Annotated in this window: 11 protein-coding genes; 3 read left to right on the top strand and 8 right to left on the bottom strand. The window is 47.5% G+C overall.

Annotated features, from left to right (window positions below):
• Window positions 1-85 precede the first annotated feature (85 nt).
• From lpxB to rfbB, 3 genes are all read right to left on the bottom strand, one after another.
• Complete coding sequence (lpxB, locus tag SP90_RS01005; protein ID WP_066851659.1) at window positions 86-1,201, bottom strand: lipid-A-disaccharide synthase; 1,116 nt, start codon at window positions 1,199-1,201, stop codon at window positions 86-88.
• 13 nt (window positions 1,202-1,214) lie between these two features.
• Window positions 1,215-2,162 carry a hypothetical protein gene (locus SP90_RS01010; RefSeq protein ID WP_066851661.1) on the bottom strand — a complete coding sequence of 316 codons (948 nt, stop codon included), beginning with the start codon at window positions 2,160-2,162 and terminating at the stop codon, window positions 1,215-1,217.
• 342 nt (window positions 2,163-2,504) lie between these two features.
• On the bottom strand, window positions 2,505-3,527 hold the full coding sequence (gene rfbB, locus SP90_RS01015; RefSeq protein WP_066851663.1) for a dTDP-glucose 4,6-dehydratase: 1,023 nt from the start codon (window positions 3,525-3,527) through the stop codon (window positions 2,505-2,507).
• A 488-nt stretch (window positions 3,528-4,015) separates the two neighbouring features.
• Here rfbB and SP90_RS01020 point away from each other — a divergent pair, with 488 nt between their 5' ends.
• Window positions 4,016-4,798, top strand: a complete 783-nt coding sequence (locus SP90_RS01020; RefSeq protein WP_066851665.1) for a sirohydrochlorin cobaltochelatase — start codon at window positions 4,016-4,018, stop codon at window positions 4,796-4,798.
• Window positions 4,799-4,822: 24 nt separating this feature from the next.
• Window positions 4,823-6,088 carry a hypothetical protein gene (locus SP90_RS01025; RefSeq protein ID WP_066851667.1) on the top strand — a complete coding sequence of 422 codons (1,266 nt, stop codon included), beginning with the start codon at window positions 4,823-4,825 and terminating at the stop codon, window positions 6,086-6,088.
• Window positions 6,089-6,388: 300 nt separating this feature from the next.
• Here SP90_RS01025 and SP90_RS01030 read toward each other — a convergent pair whose 3' ends face one another.
• On the bottom strand, window positions 6,389-9,001 hold the full coding sequence (locus tag SP90_RS01030; RefSeq protein WP_066851669.1) for a M16 family metallopeptidase: 2,613 nt from the start codon (window positions 8,999-9,001) through the stop codon (window positions 6,389-6,391).
• 205 nt (window positions 9,002-9,206) lie between these two features.
• Between SP90_RS01030 and SP90_RS01035 the strand changes: the two genes are divergently transcribed.
• Window positions 9,207-10,679 (top strand): hypothetical protein, encoded by a 1,473-nt coding sequence (locus SP90_RS01035; RefSeq protein ID WP_066851671.1) that lies wholly within the window; start codon window positions 9,207-9,209, stop codon window positions 10,677-10,679.
• Window positions 10,680-10,764: 85 nt separating this feature from the next.
• Here the strand turns inward: SP90_RS01035 and SP90_RS01040 are convergent, their stop codons facing one another.
• The 4 genes from SP90_RS01040 to SP90_RS01055 form a co-directional block, all read right to left on the bottom strand.
• The gene (locus SP90_RS01040; RefSeq protein ID WP_066851673.1) at window positions 10,765-11,034 is read right to left on the bottom strand and encodes a hypothetical protein; all 270 of its coding nucleotides are present in this window, start codon (window positions 11,032-11,034) and stop codon (window positions 10,765-10,767) included.
• Window positions 11,035-11,243: 209 nt separating this feature from the next.
• Window positions 11,244-12,341, bottom strand: coding sequence for an NAD(P)H-dependent flavin oxidoreductase (locus SP90_RS01045; protein WP_066851675.1), 1,098 nt, complete (start codon window positions 12,339-12,341; stop codon window positions 11,244-11,246).
• A gap of 127 nt (window positions 12,342-12,468) precedes the next feature.
• The gene (locus SP90_RS01050; RefSeq protein WP_066851677.1) at window positions 12,469-15,366 is read right to left on the bottom strand and encodes a PD-(D/E)XK nuclease family protein; all 2,898 of its coding nucleotides are present in this window, start codon (window positions 15,364-15,366) and stop codon (window positions 12,469-12,471) included.
• Window positions 15,367-15,368: 2 nt separating this feature from the next.
• Window positions 15,369-18,608 (bottom strand): UvrD-helicase domain-containing protein, encoded by a 3,240-nt coding sequence (locus SP90_RS01055; protein WP_331710480.1) that lies wholly within the window; start codon window positions 18,606-18,608, stop codon window positions 15,369-15,371.
• Between the last annotated feature and the right edge of the window lie 170 nt (window positions 18,609-18,778).

Below are 18,778 nucleotides of genomic sequence, written 5' to 3' on the forward strand. Positions count from 1 at the left end.
GCAGTATTCAGGGACGGTACAGCCTTGTTTCAGGCGCACAGAAAATATAATGCGTATTTCCTGCTTGTCCAGAACAGGGCTGAAATTATTTTGATAAATCGTCAATAATCAGCTGTGCCGCACGGTTAGCAGCACCGGGGTCACCCACTTTGGAGCGCAGTGTTGCTAAATCGTTACGGATAGCTTCAAGTTTACCCGGTGTGTTGAGCCATGCAAGGGCACGCTGGGCAACCACATCGCCGTTGGCGTCTTCCTGCAAAAGTTCCGGAAAGACCTCGCGGCCCATGATGAGGTTAGGAAGCCCGATGTATGGAACCTCAATAAACTTGGTTGCCAGATAAAACGTTAACTTTGAAAGCTGGTATGTGATGAGGGTTGGTGTTCCCACAAGGGCAGATTCCAGTGTTACGGTACCGGATGCAGCAATAAGCATGTTGCAGCTGCGCATGAATGCGTAGCGGTCTTCAGGGGAGTGAATGGTGAGCGGAACTGATGATGTCCACAGCTCCTGCAAACGCTCGCGGGAAATCCCCGGTGCCTGAATGCAGTGGAATTCCAGCTCTGGTCTAGCCTGCGCCATAATGGTTGCCGCACGGGAAAATTGAGGCATGAGCGCTTCAATTTCTTTTTTACGGCTGCCGGGAAGGATGCCGATGCGGTTTCGTTCTGGGCGAATGTGATCAAGAGAATCCCAGTCGATAACATCAACAAGCGGGTTGCCGATGTAGTCGATCTCCATGTTGAACTGTTTGTAGAATTCAACTTCAAACGGGAGAATGGAAAAGAGTCGGGTTACATGCTTGGCAATAAATTTGGCTCTGCCTGTTCGCCACGCCCACAGTTTCGGGGAAATGTAGTAGTAGACAGGAATGCCCAGCTTGGAGGCATACTTGGCAACGCGGAAGTTGAACTCCGGCGCGTCAATCAGGATGACGGCGTCGGGTCTGCGTTCTGCCAGTTCGCGCTTGATTTGGTTCAGCATCTTGATGATGTCGAAAATCTTGGCGAAAACTTCCGTAAATCCCATCACAGAAAGGTCTTCAACACGTAGAACTGCTTCCAGTCCTCTGGAACGCATTTCCGGCCCGCCCATGCCGCAGAATTCAGTCTCCGGTGCAATTGCTGAAATGGCCTCTATGAGCTTTCCGCCATGCAGATCGCCGGAAGTTTCTCCGGCATTGATCCATATTTTTTTACCCATCAAAAATCCCTTGTTAGTCCGCTTTGGTGACAGCAGTCGCTGGTTCGTTAGAGTAAAAACGCATCATAATTCCTACAAACAGGAGAGCAAACACAAGTCGTCCCCAGAATGTCCCGCTTGTATGTGCGCCGAGAAGCATCATCAGCAGCGTGTCTTCGATAAGTGCGTGAGCCAGTCCCATAAGGGTGAGTGATGCAAACACATCACGTTTGGACAACGCACCGGATTTAACCTCATGGATAATAAGGCCGCCGCCGTAGGTAATTCCCAGTGAAAGCCCCAGTACTGTAATAGTGGCAGCGTCTTTGCCAATACCGATTGCCTGCAGAACCGGTTTGAGTATGGTGTTGAGCTTTTCTGTTATGCCATAATATGTGAGCAAGCGCATTATGGTAAACAGGGCAAGAATAATGAAGAACAGATACAATAGATTACCTGCTTCATTAAGCGCCCACGGGAGTATTCCTGCTTCCGGCATTTGCGGTTCCCACAGGATTTTACTCGGGCCGGAAAGCAAACCTGTTTTGGCAAAAATAAGATGCATTATGAAGCCCAGAAGAAACGCAGAAAGCATGCGGACTGCAATTTGTCCTATCATGGATACACCACATTTTTGGGCAACCTTACATTCAACCGGAAGCGAATGCGCAATGAGCATCATGGTGGCGAGTGTTGTAATTTGTGCAACACTCAGTGGCTCCATTGTAGGCACCATGGAGATATACACAATCAGGCCGCTGTACAGGTTCACTATGATTGATGTGGCCCATACAAGCCCCATCTCTGCGGGAAGACCGGCAAGGTTCATAACCGGTTTAAGAGGTACTGCTAGGTATTGTACGAGTTCGAACTCTTGAAGGATTTTAACAATGATGATGACAGGGATCATAACCTTATAGAGATCAAGACTGGCTGAAATAGCATCTTTCACCAGACTCTTGCATGCATTAACGAGGTTCACAGCAGTATCCTTTCAACTGTTCAAATAGGCAGGTGGTTACAAAGGTTCATGTCCAAGCAGGACAGAGCAGGCTCAACACGATTATTGCCGGAGAGAAATGAAGGTGGTGAGCAGGTCGTATGAAAGATTTTTCTCACAACTAAGAGTAAGTATCTCAGTTGTTATGAGCGCATTTGCTCCGACAATGAGTAAATACTCGCGTTGTGCTGCGTCAAGCAAGAATCACACAAAATGTATCTGCTTACTAAGCAGACAGGTTCTGCAATGCACTTGGACGCTGTAACAAATACGCCACTGGAATGAAATCCAGTGGCGTTAGAAATTGTATGAATACAAAGGCGGTTACTTGTCGCCGTACCATTTTTTTATGAAGTCAAGGTACGCACCGGACTGAACATTCTGCAACCACTCGGTGTTGTCTCTGTACCAGTCGAGAGTTTCCTGTATGCCGCGTTCAAAAGAGTATTCAGGTTCGTACCCGAGTTCTTTTTGCGCAAGGGAGTAGTTCATGGCGTATCGGCGGTCATGCCCCGGACGGTCTTTAACAAAGGTGATCAGGTCTTCGGATTTACCGAGATCTGCCAGAATGGTGCGGATAACGTCAAGGTTGGTGCGTTCAGCATTGCCCCCGAAGTTATATGCCTTGCCTGCTTTACCCTTCATAAGGGTAAGATGCACGCCTTTGCAGTGATCGGAAACGTGAATCCAGTCACGGATGTTCATTCCGGTTCCGTAAACAGGCAGGGGCTTGTCTTCGGATGCAAGGGTGAACATCAGCGGGATAAGCTTTTCAGGGAACTGGTACGGGCCGTAGTTGTTGGAACAACGGGTAATGGACACGTTGTATCCGTACGTACGGTAAAACGCATAGGCAAGCATGTCCGCAGATGCTTTCGAGGCAGAGTACGGGCTGCTTGGATGAAGCGGTGTTTCTTCGGTAAATGCAGGGTCATCAAGGGAGAGGTCTCCGTATACTTCGTCCGTGGAAACATGAACAAAGCGCTCGATGTTCGCATTACGCGCAGCCGTCAACAGAACCTGTGTGCCCATGACATTGGTTGTGATGAACGGAGACGGATCATTAATAGATCTGTCCACATGGGATTCAGCTGCAAAGTTGACAACAGCGTCGATGTCATACTTTTCAAAAATTGTGGCAACTGCATCGGCGTTTGCAATATCTGCATGTTCAAAGAAGTAGCGGCTGCCGCCGTATTCTTTTTCTATAGACTGTAAGTTTAACAGGTTACCCGCGTAGGTGAGCTTATCAATGTTGATGACGGTGATGTCATTAAATGTATTGAAGATATAGTGAATGTAGTTGGAACCGATAAAGCCGCAACCGCCCGTAACGAGTAAGTTCATATAAAGACCTCTTAAAGAGTGATAAAATTTGTGCTGTTGTAACGACAGATACAGTCAAGGTCAAACCGGAAGATTCTCAAGTAAAAATATAACTTTTTTGGATAGATATGTGGTATTGTTTGCGCGTGTATAGCAGGTAGGCACGATAGAGGTGGCTTGTCTACGCAGGTTGCTTCAACGCAGTGGTAAACGCGAAATTGCAGTCATGGGAAATTTGGAAAGAATGCTTGTTCAGGCTTTTCTATATACTATCAGGTGGATAGAAGAATGTCGTTTCATCAACTGATACTATTGCGTAGCTGCAGTTGTGTTAACAACAATTACCAGTGTTGAACCTGACAAGAGACGGACAACCTTGCTAATTATGCGTAGATTAGATATTTTATTTTGTTCAAATTTGCTGGGTTGCTTTTGATCAGCCAGCTTCTGGCAACGTCTTTCGGCTTTCGTGCTTCCATTCACCACCAGACTTATTCCAGCGTGTGTATATGAAGAAAGGTATTCTACTTGTGGCTTTTGGCGCTAATAATTTGCAGGCGCATCAGACTCTCAGACTTCTGGATGAACGGGTTCGAGCCCGTTTTGCAGGAGTAAATGTCCGGCTTGCGTTCACCTCTGAACTTATTCGCGACCGTCTTGCTGCTCAGCGTGTAAAACGGGATTCCGTTGTAAAGGCGCTGGAAAAAATGGCCTTTGAAAACTACACACACATTGCAGTTCAGTCGCTGCATATTATTCCCGGTGTGGAATACGAAGATCTCTGTACGCACGCCCACACTTTGGTTACCTCTGGTCGGTTGCAGAGTGTACAGGTGGGGGCGCCGTTACTGAATTCACAGGAAGACATTGCACAGGTTGTCACTGCGATTATGCAGCACTTGCCTCCGGCCAGAAAGGCAGAGGAAGGAGTTGTCTTTATGGGGCACGGGTCATCCCATGAAGGGGACAGCTGTTACGATGCTGTGTATCAGCAATTGCAGAAAATTGATCAGAATATTTTTCTCGGAACAATGGACGGTAATCATACTCTGGAGCACATTTTACCGGAGTTGAAGCGCAAGGAGATATCCCGCGTGTGGTTGATGCCGTTTTTGTCCGTAGTGGGACGCCATGCCCGAAATGACATGGCCGGCAGCGATGCTGATTCCTGGAAATCTCAGCTGGAGGCCGCAGGTATCCGTTGTACGCCTATGGTACTTGGGCTTGCTGAGTATTCTGGATTTGTTGATATTTGGTTGAATCATTTGGAAAGAACATTGAAGCTGTTGTAATGCGGTAGGAATTGAGAGGGTGACATGGTGAGTAAAAAAGTACTGGCTAGCGTCTGTTTAGCGACGTTGCTGGTGGGAACTCAGGCTGCGGCAGAGAATACGGGGGTAGAATCTGTTGCAGGTAACGCTTCTGACGCCACGGCAGTATCAGCTGCCGGAGAAGCAGGTTCCGAACTGTCCCAGATTCAACTATTAGAACAGGCTATTCGCGAGGTGGAGGCACAGGTAGCTCGCGAAGGCCAAAGTGAAACAATGCCGAGCGAAGCTGCTCCGCAAAGCACAACACAACAAATTTCTCCACAGTCTGCTCCAGTATTGAGCAAGGTAACTCCGGTCATGAAGTATCAGGGTCAGCAGCCTGTGCAGCATGCACAAGGAAGCACATCTCCTGCTCAAGCTCCTCGTACCGTATATCGCGGGGGGACTGGATTGAGTGCGGAAACGCCGTCTGCACCGCTGGTCAATGACGAAGGGTTCAAAATGGATGCGGCTGATGCATATGAGCCTGGGTTTATTCAGGAGTTTGATAATGGTGCCATCAACTGGCTGACAGGCGTTGTGACAGCTACAGGTGAAAGCTATGCCTCTGGCCTTGAGGTAAGCAGCCGTCAAGCGCGCTTGAGAACAGTTCGTGCGGCTACTATTGAGGCACGTAAAAATTTGTTCAAAATTCTGGGTAAAATCCCTGTGACAGAAAGGTTGCATGTCCGCAATATTCTTCATTCTGATGAAGATGTTATGCAGTATGTCCGGGGTGATATGCAAAATTCACGAATCATGTCTACCGCCTTTAATGAGGATGGCGTGGCTACGGTAACGGTCAGCGTAACGCTTCGGGGAGTGTTTCTTGAAAAGTTGATCGGTAAACGTGTCAGCTTCCATCGACTGAATAAGAATCCGTATTCTGGTAGCACGAACAATGCTGCTGGTGCACAAAATTCTTTGCCGATAACCTACACAGGGTTGCTTGTGGACGCTCGCGATGTGGGCGTTAATCCGGCAATCACCATGAACATTGTGGATGAAGCAGGGCAGGTATTGTACAGCCCGCGGATTGTAACCCGCAACGTGGCGTTGAAGAAAGGAATGGTTGAATACGCAGGCTCTTGGGAAGAAGGCGTTGCTTCAGAACGTAGTGCAAGTAACCCGCTCATTCTGAAGGCTGTGACTGTTCAAGGAAAGGCTCGAAACAACATTGTTATTTCAGATGAGCAGGCTCAGTTGCTGAAGCAGATTAATAATGCAAACAAGTTCCTTGAAGAAGGGCGCGTTGTAGTTGTCTGTAGATAGGGTTTCCCATTGATTCAGACGGTGATTAAGCACATGAGCCGTAGTAGGTAATAAAGAAAAAAGGGATGTCTCACCATGAGGCATCCCTTTATGTTTTATAAGAAAAATCTATGCTGCTTCAAACACCCTTTGATGAGCCGAAGCTGAGAGTAAAAAACTTTTTTTTTCGTCTGACAGGGGGTGCAGGGAGAATTATTCCCCCTGCCCGTCGGAGACAAAAAGAAAATGACGTTGTCAGCAAATAAAAAGGGATGCCTCAATATGAGGCATCCCTTTTGGTGTATGTATCGTCACGCTCAATTACGGTGCTACACGAAGAATGTAAGCGTTGTCCGGATTGAGGTATTTCTTTGCGATATCCTGAATGTCTTGCGGAGTAAGCTTCTGCGCTTGTTCTACAATATCTTTGTTGTAGGTCAATGGCAGTTGTGCAGTCGCCAGTCCGGCTGCTTCTGCACTGCGGCTTCCAAGGCTCTGGTGGCCTCGGTAGTACTGTCCGCGCATCAGGTTCTGGCCGCGTTTAATCTGCTCTTGGGAAAGAGGTTTTGTTTGAATCTCTTTAATGATTCTGCGGAAACCATCCATAGCAGCCTTTTCTTTTTCCGGTTCAGTACCGATGTAGAAGTAGGTGAAGCCGGTGATGGTGGACTGCCAGCTGGACGCGGTAACTGTGTACCCGAGTCCATGTTTGTCGCGCAGGTCGTTAAAGATAAGTCCGCTCTGACCGGCAAGGATGGTCTGCATCAGCTCAAGCCCTGCTGTGTCTTTATTGGTAAGCGGTACAGTTTCAAAGATCATGAACAGGTGTGCCTGATTACGGTCTTTGAGCGCAATGTCCTTAGTGTGTTCAGTATTCCATTCTGGAACAAACTTTTCAGGACGTTTTTCAGTTGGTGTCGGTAATTGCTTAGCAAATTCAATGATCGCATCGCGGTCAAATTCACCAGCAACAGCCATTACCCACGGCATTGCTTTTTGCTTTTTCCAGAATCCGTTTACGTCTTTTTGTGTAAATGCTTCTACCTGTGCAGGGATACCCGCATGGTAGTAACTGTAAATGGAGTCAGTAAACAGGAACGGGAAGAGGTTACGTGTTGCAAGACCCAGAGGCTGGTCTTCACGTAATTTAATTCCGGCAATCTGGTCGGTTTTCTCACGGTCAACTTCTTCTGCAGCCATGGTTGGATTTTGAACCATCTGCGAGAAGAGTTTCAGAATATCATCGGAGAAACGGGCCGGATAACGTGCGCTGACGGAGAATGTTCGTCTGCTTGCTGAAGCGGCAATGGAAGAAGCACGGTCAGCAAGGAACTCTTCAACTGCTGGTGCATCCAGAGAGCCTGTGCCTTTTGTAAGTACTCGCGCTGCGAGGACAGACAGACCGGACTGTTTTTTAGTGATGAGGGTGTCACCACCCATAAAGTCCATGTCGATTGCAACATACGGCAGGGTGTTGTCTGGAATCAGAATAAGCTGACGGCCGTTACCGAGATCGATAACCTCTTTTTCACCGGCAAGATCTTTTTCGACGATGGCTTTGTCAGCAGTCTGCTTTGGCTCCCAGTTTTTTACAACCTGTGCAGTCAGTGCCGTTTCGCTGATAGTGCTTTCCTGTGGTGCCAGAACAGTCGCCTGAAGGCGTTCTGGTTTGAGGTAGGTGTCTATCAGCATTTGCAGCTGTTCACGGTTTACGTTCTGGATTTCTTCAAGGTAATTTTGCTCACCTTGTTCGCCGTCGAAGAAGAATTCGAACATGCCTATTTTAGAAGTAAGACCGGAGAGGGTCTCTTTTGCGCGGAAAAGAGAATCTTCCAGATTCAGACGCACACGGGCGATGTCTTCGTCTTTGAACTCAGATGCTTTGAGGTTTTGTAAATCTTTCATGAGTTCAGGCCAGAATTCATCAAGTTTATCTGCATCCAGAACCGCTGTGATGTAGATAAGACCTGCACGCTCAAAAGAATATGCAGAAGCGGAAATGGAATCTACCAACTGTTTCTCATACTGGTACTTACGGTAGAAAGGCGAAGTTTTATCGCCGCCCATAAGCTGCGCCAGCATATCAATACCAGTGGTATTTACGTCTTCAAAGCCGGGGATAGGGAATGAAATACCAAGATATACTTTGTTCCATTTGCCCTCAACGATTTGAACGTTAGGGCCTTTAATGTCCAGCTTGTTAATATCAACAACGGATGGAGGCGTTACGTTGGCAGTATTTTCAAAGTTACCGTAAAGATTTTCAGCTTCGGCAAGCACTGCTTTGGAATCAATATCACCACACACAACCAGCAGCATCTGCTGTGGCTGGTAATGCTTTTTAATATAGTTGGTAATATCTTCACGGGTGAAGGAGTTGATGGTCTCGCGGTAGCCGATGATAGGCCATGCGTAGGTTGTTCCTTTCATAGTCTGCTGTTGCAGCTTCTTGAAGAGCAGGCCGAAAGGACTGTCCTCACCACGTTCCAGCTCGGAAATAATAACTTTTTTTTCAGACTCAAGTTCTTCAGCGTCAATAGTGGCAAAGAATGCCTGATCACGTAAGACCTTGAGTCCAGTTTTCCATGCATCAGCAGGCAAGTCAGCAATGTATACAGTGTAGTCAAAACTGGTGGCTGCGTTGAGGTAGCCCCCGAGTTCTTCAATGCTTGCTGCTATCTCGCCTTTTGCATAGTTCTTTGTGCCTTTAAAAACCATATGTTCAAGCACATGGCTGATGCCGGCTTCACGTGGTTCTTCGTAGCCGGAACCTGCATGCACATATAGTCGGGTTGAGACAAGCGGGAAGCGTTTGTCTTCTTGAATTAAAACGGTAAGGCCGTTTTTAAGTTTAGTCACCGTTGCCGCAGACGCTGCGGTTGCAGTGCACGTCATAAGTACTCCACAAATAAGAATAATAAGTCGTTTGAACATTCAATGCCTCCTGTTGCCTAAGCAAAAAACATGTTCATGGGATAGTGTACGCAAAGCTTGCAATTTGGCAAGGAGAACCATCGGTTGTGACATACAGGTTATAGGGGGGCTGTGCAAGTTATGTGTACATTGAGTCCGTATCAGGGTATAGTGCCGTGGCGTATTGCATGCCAAGGGAATTTTCCCATACGGGAGTGATGGTTGAATGCTGGATTCGCTTGTTGGAACAATTCTGACAGACGCACGAACTGTTCTGGAAGATTTGGATCCGTTTCTTCTGGAATTGGAAGTGTCTGCCGAGCGGGCAGACGCCTCGTTACTGTCTACAATATATAATACAACACCAATACTTTCTAACTGTTTTAGCTTGCCCGGACTGGCAGATGCTGCTGTTCTGGTTGATTTGTTGCAACTTGTGACCGGGGCGTTCCGTAAGAAACAGTTAGCCCTTTCTTCTATACATATACGAGAAGTTATCAGAGCGTTTAGTGCCTTGGTGGCTTTTTTGGATGATGCAGATACAGAAAAAATTTCCAATGCCATAGATGCGTTGCGGTCGCTGGTGCAAAGAGCATGGCCTGACGATGCGAAAAGTTTGCTTGCTCAAAACACGTTACGCAGTCCGGATAATGATATCGCGTTTTCTGTTACAGGGTATGCTCTGCAAGATGACTTTATGCAGGAGAGCATGTGTTATGTGCTCGAACTGGATGACACAGGCATGCTGGCAGGAACGCAATTTACTCCGTTTTCTTTACTGCAATTTCTTTACAAAAGCGGGCAGATACTGGGCGTACGTTTTGCTCCGCCGGAGTCTGGCACATATTTAGAAATTTTGTTTGCAACGGTGCTTACTGAGGAACAGTTGCAGATGGTGCTGGATATTCCTGCTCAAGCTATTCATCAGGTTGGTATGGAGTCGTTTAACTCCCCAAAGCCTGCGTGGACAGCACGGTATGGTTATGCAAGTGAGGCACAAAACAGCGAAGAGACAGCTTCAGAAGCGGGTGATGTTCCTTCAGTACAACGACAAGTACGGGGGACAGAAGAGCAATTTCTGGGTAAAGAAAATTCCGGCTCGCAGTCTGTTACTGCAGTTCCTGATCCTGCTTTGATTCCAACAGAGAGCAGCGCTTCTCAATTGAATGTACAGAGAGTAGCAACTCAGGAGCCAGCAAGTAGTGATGCTTTTGCTTTGCTTGAGGCAGAGCTGGAAGGAGAGCTTTTCGAAGAAGCGCTTTCTGCAGGCATTACTGCACATTCTCTGAATAAAGCTCAGCAGGAATTACCTGAACAGATTACGTCAAGTCCTTCAGCGGCAGATGTGAGTAGTGCGCCTGCTGAAAAAATGTATGGATTTGATGTTTCAAGGGATGGTAATTTTGTAACGCTGGAAGTTGCAGGAATTCAAAACTCAATTGAAGCAGAAGAACTGCGCGCAGCATTGCTTGAATTACTTTCATCGCATGCTGATATCGAGCTGGTGTTGCAGAAGCCTGTTGGTGGGAATCTTGAATTATTGCAGTTGCTACTTTCAGCTGCCATGACTGCCGGTTTGCGTCGTCAGCAATTTAGCGTGACGGGAGTCGGGAAAAAAAGTGTCGGAACGCTGTTGGCAGGTTGCGGTATTACAACAGATATTTTGAAAGCACAGGGCATTGCTGATTTTCTGGGATAGGTTAGGCACAAAAAAGGACTGCCTGTATACGACTGCGTCCCCCGCCGAGTACGTAAATGGCAGCCCTCAGGAGTGGTGTAATTTATTAGGTTTTACACTCAGTTCCTTCGCTACAATAATTAAAAATAAACTGTCCAATCTGCGTTCCTAGATGAACACATTCTATGTCATCCAGACATTCCATAGCATCTTGTGGATCAATATACGTAATGAGCTCATGCTGGTGTTTAGCAAGCTGAGCCACCCACGCACCTTTATCCTGATCAAAATGAACGGTTAAGTCGATTCCGAGCTTAGTTATCTCAGGATAAAATGTTAATATTTTAGATCGTAATGTATCTGGCGTAATCGTCATGTGTCAGCTCCTTTGCTTATCCTTAAGCATAGAGGACAGGGCGGTACTGCACAATATTATGGTCGTAGAATATCAAGTCTTGCGGGGTGTTTCTGTAGGGTATAGCCCCGAATTGTATGTATATTTGATGTGACGGGAGTTGGAGAAAATAACGGAAAAAAGCCGTGACCTGATGGTCACGGCTTTTTCTGTTAACAGAAAGGGATGTTCTACTTGGTAGTAGATACGAATTCGTTTCGTAAAGAATCAATAAGCTTCTTCACAGGAACAATTTCTTTAATACGGTGAACGTTGGTGCCGGAGAATGCAAATCCTCGAGACAAGTTACCTTTTTTAGCATTAAGCAGTGCTGCAGCAATGCAGTACGGGCTTTGTTCATGTGCGCAGTTATGAATGCATTCAAATGGGCACTTGAACGGCTTTTTAAGGCCTTTTCTAGAGTCTTCAACAAACTTGTTTTTGAGAGCGCGACCCGGGAGTCCCACAGGGCTCTTGATAACGGTTACGTCCTCTTTTTTTGCATCAACGTACGCTTGTTTAAAACGGTCGTCAGCGTCACACTCGTCTGTTGCAACAAATCTGGTTCCCATCTGTACGCCTGCAGCACCCATGTCGATGAATTTTTTAATATCTTCACCGGAGTAGATGCCCCCCGCAGCGATAACAGGAATGGATTTTCCTGATTTAGCTTCAAACTCTTTAACAGTATCGATTACTTCACTTACAACTTTTTCAAGTGCAAAGTCAGGATCTTCTAACTGGTCAGCTTTAAAACCAAGGTGTCCACCGGCTTTGGGTCCCTCAACCACAAAGGCGTCCGGCAGGTAATCATACTTGGCAGCCCATTTTTTACAAAGAATCTTAGCAGCGCGAGCTGATGAGACGATAGGCACAAGCTTAGTGTGAGCCTTTTCCTTGTGTTCTTCATAGTACTCTTTCAAGTATGCAGGTAAATCCATAGGAAGCCCTGCACCTGAGAAGATTACGTCGATCTTTTCATCAAGAGAGGTTTTTACGAGGTCGGCAAAGTTTGTCAGAGCAACCATAATGTTTACTCCGAGTACCCCTTTGGTCATCTCTTTTGCTTTACGAATTTCTTTACGCATAGCACGGATGTTTGCTTCCATAGGGTTTTTGCCTACGTCAGGCTCTGCCATTCCGATCATCGCGCCAGCAATAACTCCGATGCCTCCCTCATTGGCAACGGCACTAGCAAGATTGGAAAGAGAAATCCCAACGCCCATACCTCCCTGAATAATAGGAGTATTGGCAACAACGTCGCCAATCTTCAAGGTAGGAAATGACATGATTCAGTCCTCCAAATGCGGCGCTTCAATTCCGCATTGTGATTATATGTACTGCGCGGTGTCTCGCAGTCAGAGTGTTGTAGTTAGATTGACATACAGCACCCAATTATTTGCTTCGAGCTATTCTTTACACAGAACAGCCCGCAGTGCAAGTGCACCATTGGCAGTGTCGACCTTTTCTTGGTCTAACCACCGGTGATTTTTCGATGTGTCGCAACATGAACTGCAGAATGAGCGGGATTTGTTCCTTGATAATATTATCATGCAGCTCTTCCTCAATTTTTTCGAAGAAAAGATGCTCCTTACCGTCTTTTTTCAGTTCAACCCATCCTGCGTCGCAAGTAGATGTCAGTCTCGGATCATGCATCATGTATAGATAGGACGGCAATTGCAGGTTGACAATTTTGTCTGCAAGCTGCTCCAGCGGGTCTTCAATCCCGCCATTCCATGTGCGAATCTGCGCCATCAGGAATTCATCTTGCCACAGCCCTGTGTCAGGTTTGTGAATACTGCCTGTTTTGTAGTCAAGAATCACTCGTGTGTTTTCTCGGATGTCGATGCGGTCCGCAATTCCGGCAATGGAGCGCTCTTTGTTGTCGACACCAATAGTTTGGATAAGTCTTTTTTCCAGAGAGTCAATTTTGGCTATAGGCTGATTTTTCAGGAAGCGTTTAAGTCGCTCCTTACCCGCAGTTTCAAGCATGATGAAGGAGTCGTATGGAACTTCTTCCTTTAAGCTGGAATCATGAAGCATTTGCACAAAAAGCAGTTGCAGCGGTTCCGGATCAAGCTTGCTGAAGTCGGTTTCTTTATGCAGATAGCCTGTAAAAAATTTTTCTAATACTTTGTGGAAAAGGTCACCAATGGCTGCAAAATCTTCTGCTTCGTTTACTTCATCTACAGGACGCAGGTTTCCGATGCGTTCCAGATAAAACTGCATTGGGCAGTGAAGGTACGTATTAAGTGCGGAAGGGGAGACCGGCTTTGCCAGAAATTCTTCAATCCTGTCGTGAATGGCAGGGGTGCGCTCAATGCAATGGTCATCTTTCTTAATGGTAGTGACAGGATAGCTTATGCCATGTAGCGGAGCATTTCCTGCTTTAAGCAGCTTGCCTTGTTTGCATTCCTCTTTCCACAACAGCTCTTCTACAAAGCGGGAACGTATGTGTTTTTCTTCAAAAATTCCGCTTCGTTCTGAACCTGTCTGATACAAGACGTGTACATTCTCCGCACCATGAATCAGGCGGTAGAAGTTGTATGCAGCAACACTTTCGCGGTGGCGTGCGTCCGGCAATCCGACCATGGAGCGAAGAGTATCTGGTAGCAGCGGGTCATTACCGGGCAGACCGGGGAGTTTGTTCTCTGTTGCATCAAGTACATACACATTTTTAAAATGCAGCAGGCGTGATTCCAGCATGCCGAGAACTTGCAATCCCGTAAGTGGGTCTGCTTCGAATGGAACGCGCTCTCCACGGATAATTTCTCGCAGAATGGTAAACAAAACTCCCTGTGAAAATTCTTCATGAGCAAGGGTACATTCGCGCAAGGAAGGAATAACTTTGCGCATAATGCGGTACATGGATTCCGCATCAATCGGGAATCGTTCCCATAGATTGCCGCCGTGCTCCAGTAAAACCGTACATAAGTCTGCTAGGGTATCTGCTAATTGAGCAGGAGTTGAAATTTCTTCCCATGCGGTTATGGAGCAGGAAAGCACTCTGTGCAGCAACTCCTGCATTTCTTCTTCAGAAGCAGCCGCGTTTTCATCCCGTGTGAAAGGAATGGTGAACGGGGTAGTGTAGCTTTTCCCTCTTCGTAGCTCTTTTTCCATGTTGTGCAGTGTGACGCCGAAAGGGCGTTCCTCACCGATGGAGAGCATTTTAATATACGGGTGACGGATAAGGGCAATAATGTCTTTCCAATAGTACCCGTCTGCGCGTTTTTTTTCCTGAAGGTGCAGCACAACTTCCAGCAGCTGGAACAGGTTTGAGCGCCAGAGCGGATAGCCCATGGAGATGTTCACATCCTTGCGTGGCAAGTGGTGCAGTACCGGCATCATCAGCCCTGTGTCAGGCAGAACAACAGCAGTATCCCCTATGGTGTCCTGCTGCAGTAGCTTTTGCTCCATGGCATCAAGCTGGGAGTGCAGGTCGAACCCTTCATAGAGTTGCAGATCCTGTTCTCGAAGCTGTGGTTCTTCGCTTAATTCCGTGTTTACAGACCATTCAGTAATCCACTTTTTGTGTTCACGGCATGCCCAGTGAGTATTGCCCCCCGTAGTGAGTGCTGCGTCCGAGTGGAGCACGATGGTTGCACCGTATTCGGTACGCAGAATACGGAACAGTTCTTTTTCTACCCCTGTAAGACCATAGAAGCCCGCTACATATATTTTTTTATGCATGAGGCTCATGACGGGATTGCTGCTTTCTTTCAGCAATTGCAGTACGCGAAAAGCGTCATACCCGGGTGTTGTCCAGCCTCGCGTTTCCAGTTTTTCAGTGTACGCATCATGTATGCGTCCCAGCTGTCCAAGCAAAATCGCAGCAAACGGAACAACCTGTCCTTCCATGTGGTAGTAGTCTTCAGGTGTTTTGTTCTGGTTGAAAAAATCTTCCAAAAGCGAGTTGAGGCGCATTCCCCACGGAAAAAATCGTTGTGGGTCATTAAGTGGTAATGACTGCAATGGGCCTGATGTGAACGTATCTTTTTTGTTAATACCCTGAATACACTCCATCAACAGTGCAATCCGGTCGAGAACCTCGATAACGTGCGGAGGGGTTGCTTCCAGTTCGCTGCGTAGCATCTGGAAAACGTCACTGACCTGAAATATCTGCGGCATAAGAAACGGCTTTGGCAGTGCTTCATTAAATCGCAGGCTGTCGGATAAATATTTACGCGGACGTGAATGCGGGAAGATGATGAGTGCATCACCCGGATTATTGTCTGTGTCAGCCAGTACCCGTTCCATGAGGCCGGAGATAAAGTCGTTCTGCCAAGGGATAATGACAAATGGTTCAGCATGCATGGTTAGGCTCCGGTGGAAAGGGTAACGTCAACAGTTTCGCGTGAATCAAGGTAGATAATAGTGCCTGTCAGAGCGCAGTTGTCATAGGCAGGCATGGCATTAAGCAAGTTGAGGTAACGGCGTACCTGCTGTTTATGTGCAGGGTCGTGACCGCCGGTTTTATACTCAACAATGGTTATGGCGTCCGGCTCGCGTACTAGCAGGTCGGCTCTATGCTGGTTGCCGTGTTCGTCCATAATGCCTTGCTCCGGTCTGCCATAGTGCTGCCATGTTGTGAATTGCGGCAGTGATGTCAGCCACAGCAGCATGTCTGCCAGCTCTTCTTCCACTTCAACTCTGTTCTCCATTGGCAGAGGGTATTCACGCATACCATGCTGGATGGCACGATGCACATCTTCACGCGGATTATCCAGCACACGCAGATGCTCAAGGCACGTATGTACAAGAATGCCGCGCCTGCGTTCATCGTAAATGATCTCTTCCAGCGGGTTACGGAAAATCTTCAAGCGTGGAAGCCAGTGCATAGGTTTCCATGCGAGTACTTCTTCATGTTCAGGAAGAAGCTTTTCAGTCTGGTCGTCTTCGGTTTGCTCTTCTGCCCGCGTGTTTTCAGGAACTTCACCAAGGGTGATGCACCCTTTTTCATCCATTTTATCCTGAAGGTCTGCCAACAGAACCCGCAAGCTTTTGAGCAGGGGAGACGTGCGTTCGTGTGTTGGTGTGGCGCTGATAACGGCGTGGAGTTCCTCAACAGGACGAGTCCATGCAACATAGAGAAGGTGTAGTTGTTCACGGGCATCTTTACCAACAGCACGGTAGTAGTCGTCCCCAAGTTCTTTGCATTGCGGTACAAGAATGTCCTGCCCGTTAAAGGTAAAAGCCTCCTGTCCTGAGGGGCGTTGCTGCATTTGATGATGGAACGGGATAATTACCACAGGAAATTCCAGTCCTTTGGATTTGTGCATGGTGATGATGCGGATAGCATCCAGATTTTCCGGCATAGGCACTTTTTCTTCTACGCCGCCTTCCTGCCAGAATGTGAGAAATGCGGAAAGAGAGCGCAAACCATTGGTTTCTGCGCTGTGTACAATCTCAAGGAAGCGTCGAAGGAAAATTTCATCCTGCGGGAATCGCCTGAAGACGTCAAAGTGTTCAAAGGCTTCGCGTACCGTGTCATAGGCACTCATTAACCCTGCCTGAGAATAGAATGGTGCAATCCACTGTTCCCATACCTGCGGGTAATCTGCCTTGAATGCGTTAAACAATGTGCCGGTACGTGGTGTTGCCAGCCAGTCATCCAAGGCTGTTCTATCAAGTCCGGCAATATCACCCACAAGCTCTGTGCCGCTGATAACAGACCAGAACGCTACATCATTCAGCGGGTAATCAAGGAATGTGAGAAGGTTGACGATTTGTTGAATAACTGGATGGTCGGCAATGCACAGGCTGTTTTCAGTAATAATAGGGAAGCCCCATTCCACAAGCCAGTTGGCAAGCATGTTTGCTTCACCATTGGTGCGTACAAGCACAGCAATGTCGCGTAGTTTACGGCGGTGCTGTAAGTCGTCCACAAACAGTTTTTTCAACTCGCCATGTACGGACTCAAAAAGAGCTTCAGTGTTTTCGGCTTCAATATCGTACAGCTTTACAAGGCCGCCGCTTCCTTCCTTATGTGGCGGGACTTTTTGCGCAGCGCCGGAAAAACCAGCCACAATTTCAGCAGCAAGTTCATCAACAACCTCTGGGGAGGCTTTTCCTACAAGATCATTGGCGATACGCTTGGCAGTATCTTCATCTTCGAGGCGTGAGAAAATTTCGTTGTTGAACAGCACCACGTTTTCGCTGCTGCGCCAGTTGTTATCAAGGGTGGTGCGTTCAGGATCGTGGGCGACAGCCTGAATGGCATCTTCGTTCAGGATTCCGTCAAATAAGTCAGAGTCACCGCCACGCCAGCCGTAGATCGCCTGTTTTACATCGCCCACATAGACAACCGAGCCGTCTTTTGCCAGACACTCCACAGCTAATGGCTCAATCGCTTTCCACTGTGTTTTGGATGTGTCCTGAAATTCATCAATGAGCAGGTGCGTGAGGCGGGTGCCCATGCGGCAGAACGCTTCTGAGGCAGCATGCTCGCCGCTGAGCACCTTCTGAGCATAGATTGGCCACTGTGATGCAGGAATAATCCCTTTTTCCCGCTGCAGTGTTTCGACTTCCGCAGCAAGCGGTTCGGCAATATTGATGAAAGGAACCAGTTCCAATGCTTTGCGCAGAATTGCTCCTTGGACTTCCAGCATAGCAAATGCATTGCACATGTCCGCATAGGCCTTATGCAACTCTGAGGATGCTTTCCCCTTGGAAGCTTTCAGGACGCAGTCGTCAATGGACGGTTTTTTCGCATAGGTTGCTGATGGAAGCTTTGAGGAGAAAATTGAGAGCGCAAGGCATTTATCCAAAAACTTGGTAAAGTTTGCAGCTGGTTTGATTCCCTCTTCCGCAATGAATTTCTGTATAGAAGTAGCGCAGTGATTCAGTTCTTCATGGAGCATGCCCAGCCATCCGCGCAGGGCATCACCGTCAACATCCGGCAGTGCTCCATGCTCCAGACGGTACTGCATTAAGGTATGAACTTTTTCACGCAGTCTGTCTCCCGGTACAAAGCCGTTCATATCTGTATGGAACAGGAGTGACTTACATGCTTCTTTGACCAGAGCACGCTCGTTGCCGCCTTGTGACGCGCGGGTAAGCATCTGGTCATACAGCGGGTCAAACAGTACGGCATCATCAAAAATCGGTTCGAAATCTGGCGGCAAAGAAAGATCAAGTGCTCCAAGACGCACAAGCATGTTCAGCAGACTGTCGATAGTGCGGATATTCAGAGAGGAGTAACGTTGCAAAAGTCTGTTGACCCAGCGGTGCGCGTCTTTTGGGTTCCATCCCTGCGCAGGGTTTGTCGGGTCAGTCTGCAACGCACATTCTTTTAATGAATGAATGACACGTTCGCGCATTTCTGTTGCCGCTTTGTTGGTGAACGTAACTGCAAGGATTTCATACCAGTTAAATGAACCATCCGGATTGGCAATGGCGCATGCTGTGTTTTTTTCTTGGGCTTCATCCTGTGCTGCACTGGCAAGAAGTTCAAGAAACTGGCGTGTGAGAGTGTATGTTTTGCCGGAACCGGCAGCGGCTTTAATCTGTTGAAGCATGTGGAACGTCCGGATTGGTTGTGGTGCAGAAGTCTGTATACACGGGAGGGAACCCGATCAGGCTGATATGTGTTGTGCGCAGTATATCGTTGATTTCCACAGTGCGCACTGATTTCGTGCACACGTCGCTGGCAAGAGGATTTGTCCTTATGTAAGGAGGGGGCACCCTCCTTACATAAGGTGATACATCGATAGTTGTCTAAACTGGA

Origin of the sequence: Halodesulfovibrio spirochaetisodalis (genome assembly GCF_001672295.1) — a bacterium.
Lineage (GTDB): Bacteria > Desulfobacterota > Desulfovibrionia > Desulfovibrionales > Desulfovibrionaceae > Halodesulfovibrio > Halodesulfovibrio spirochaetisodalis.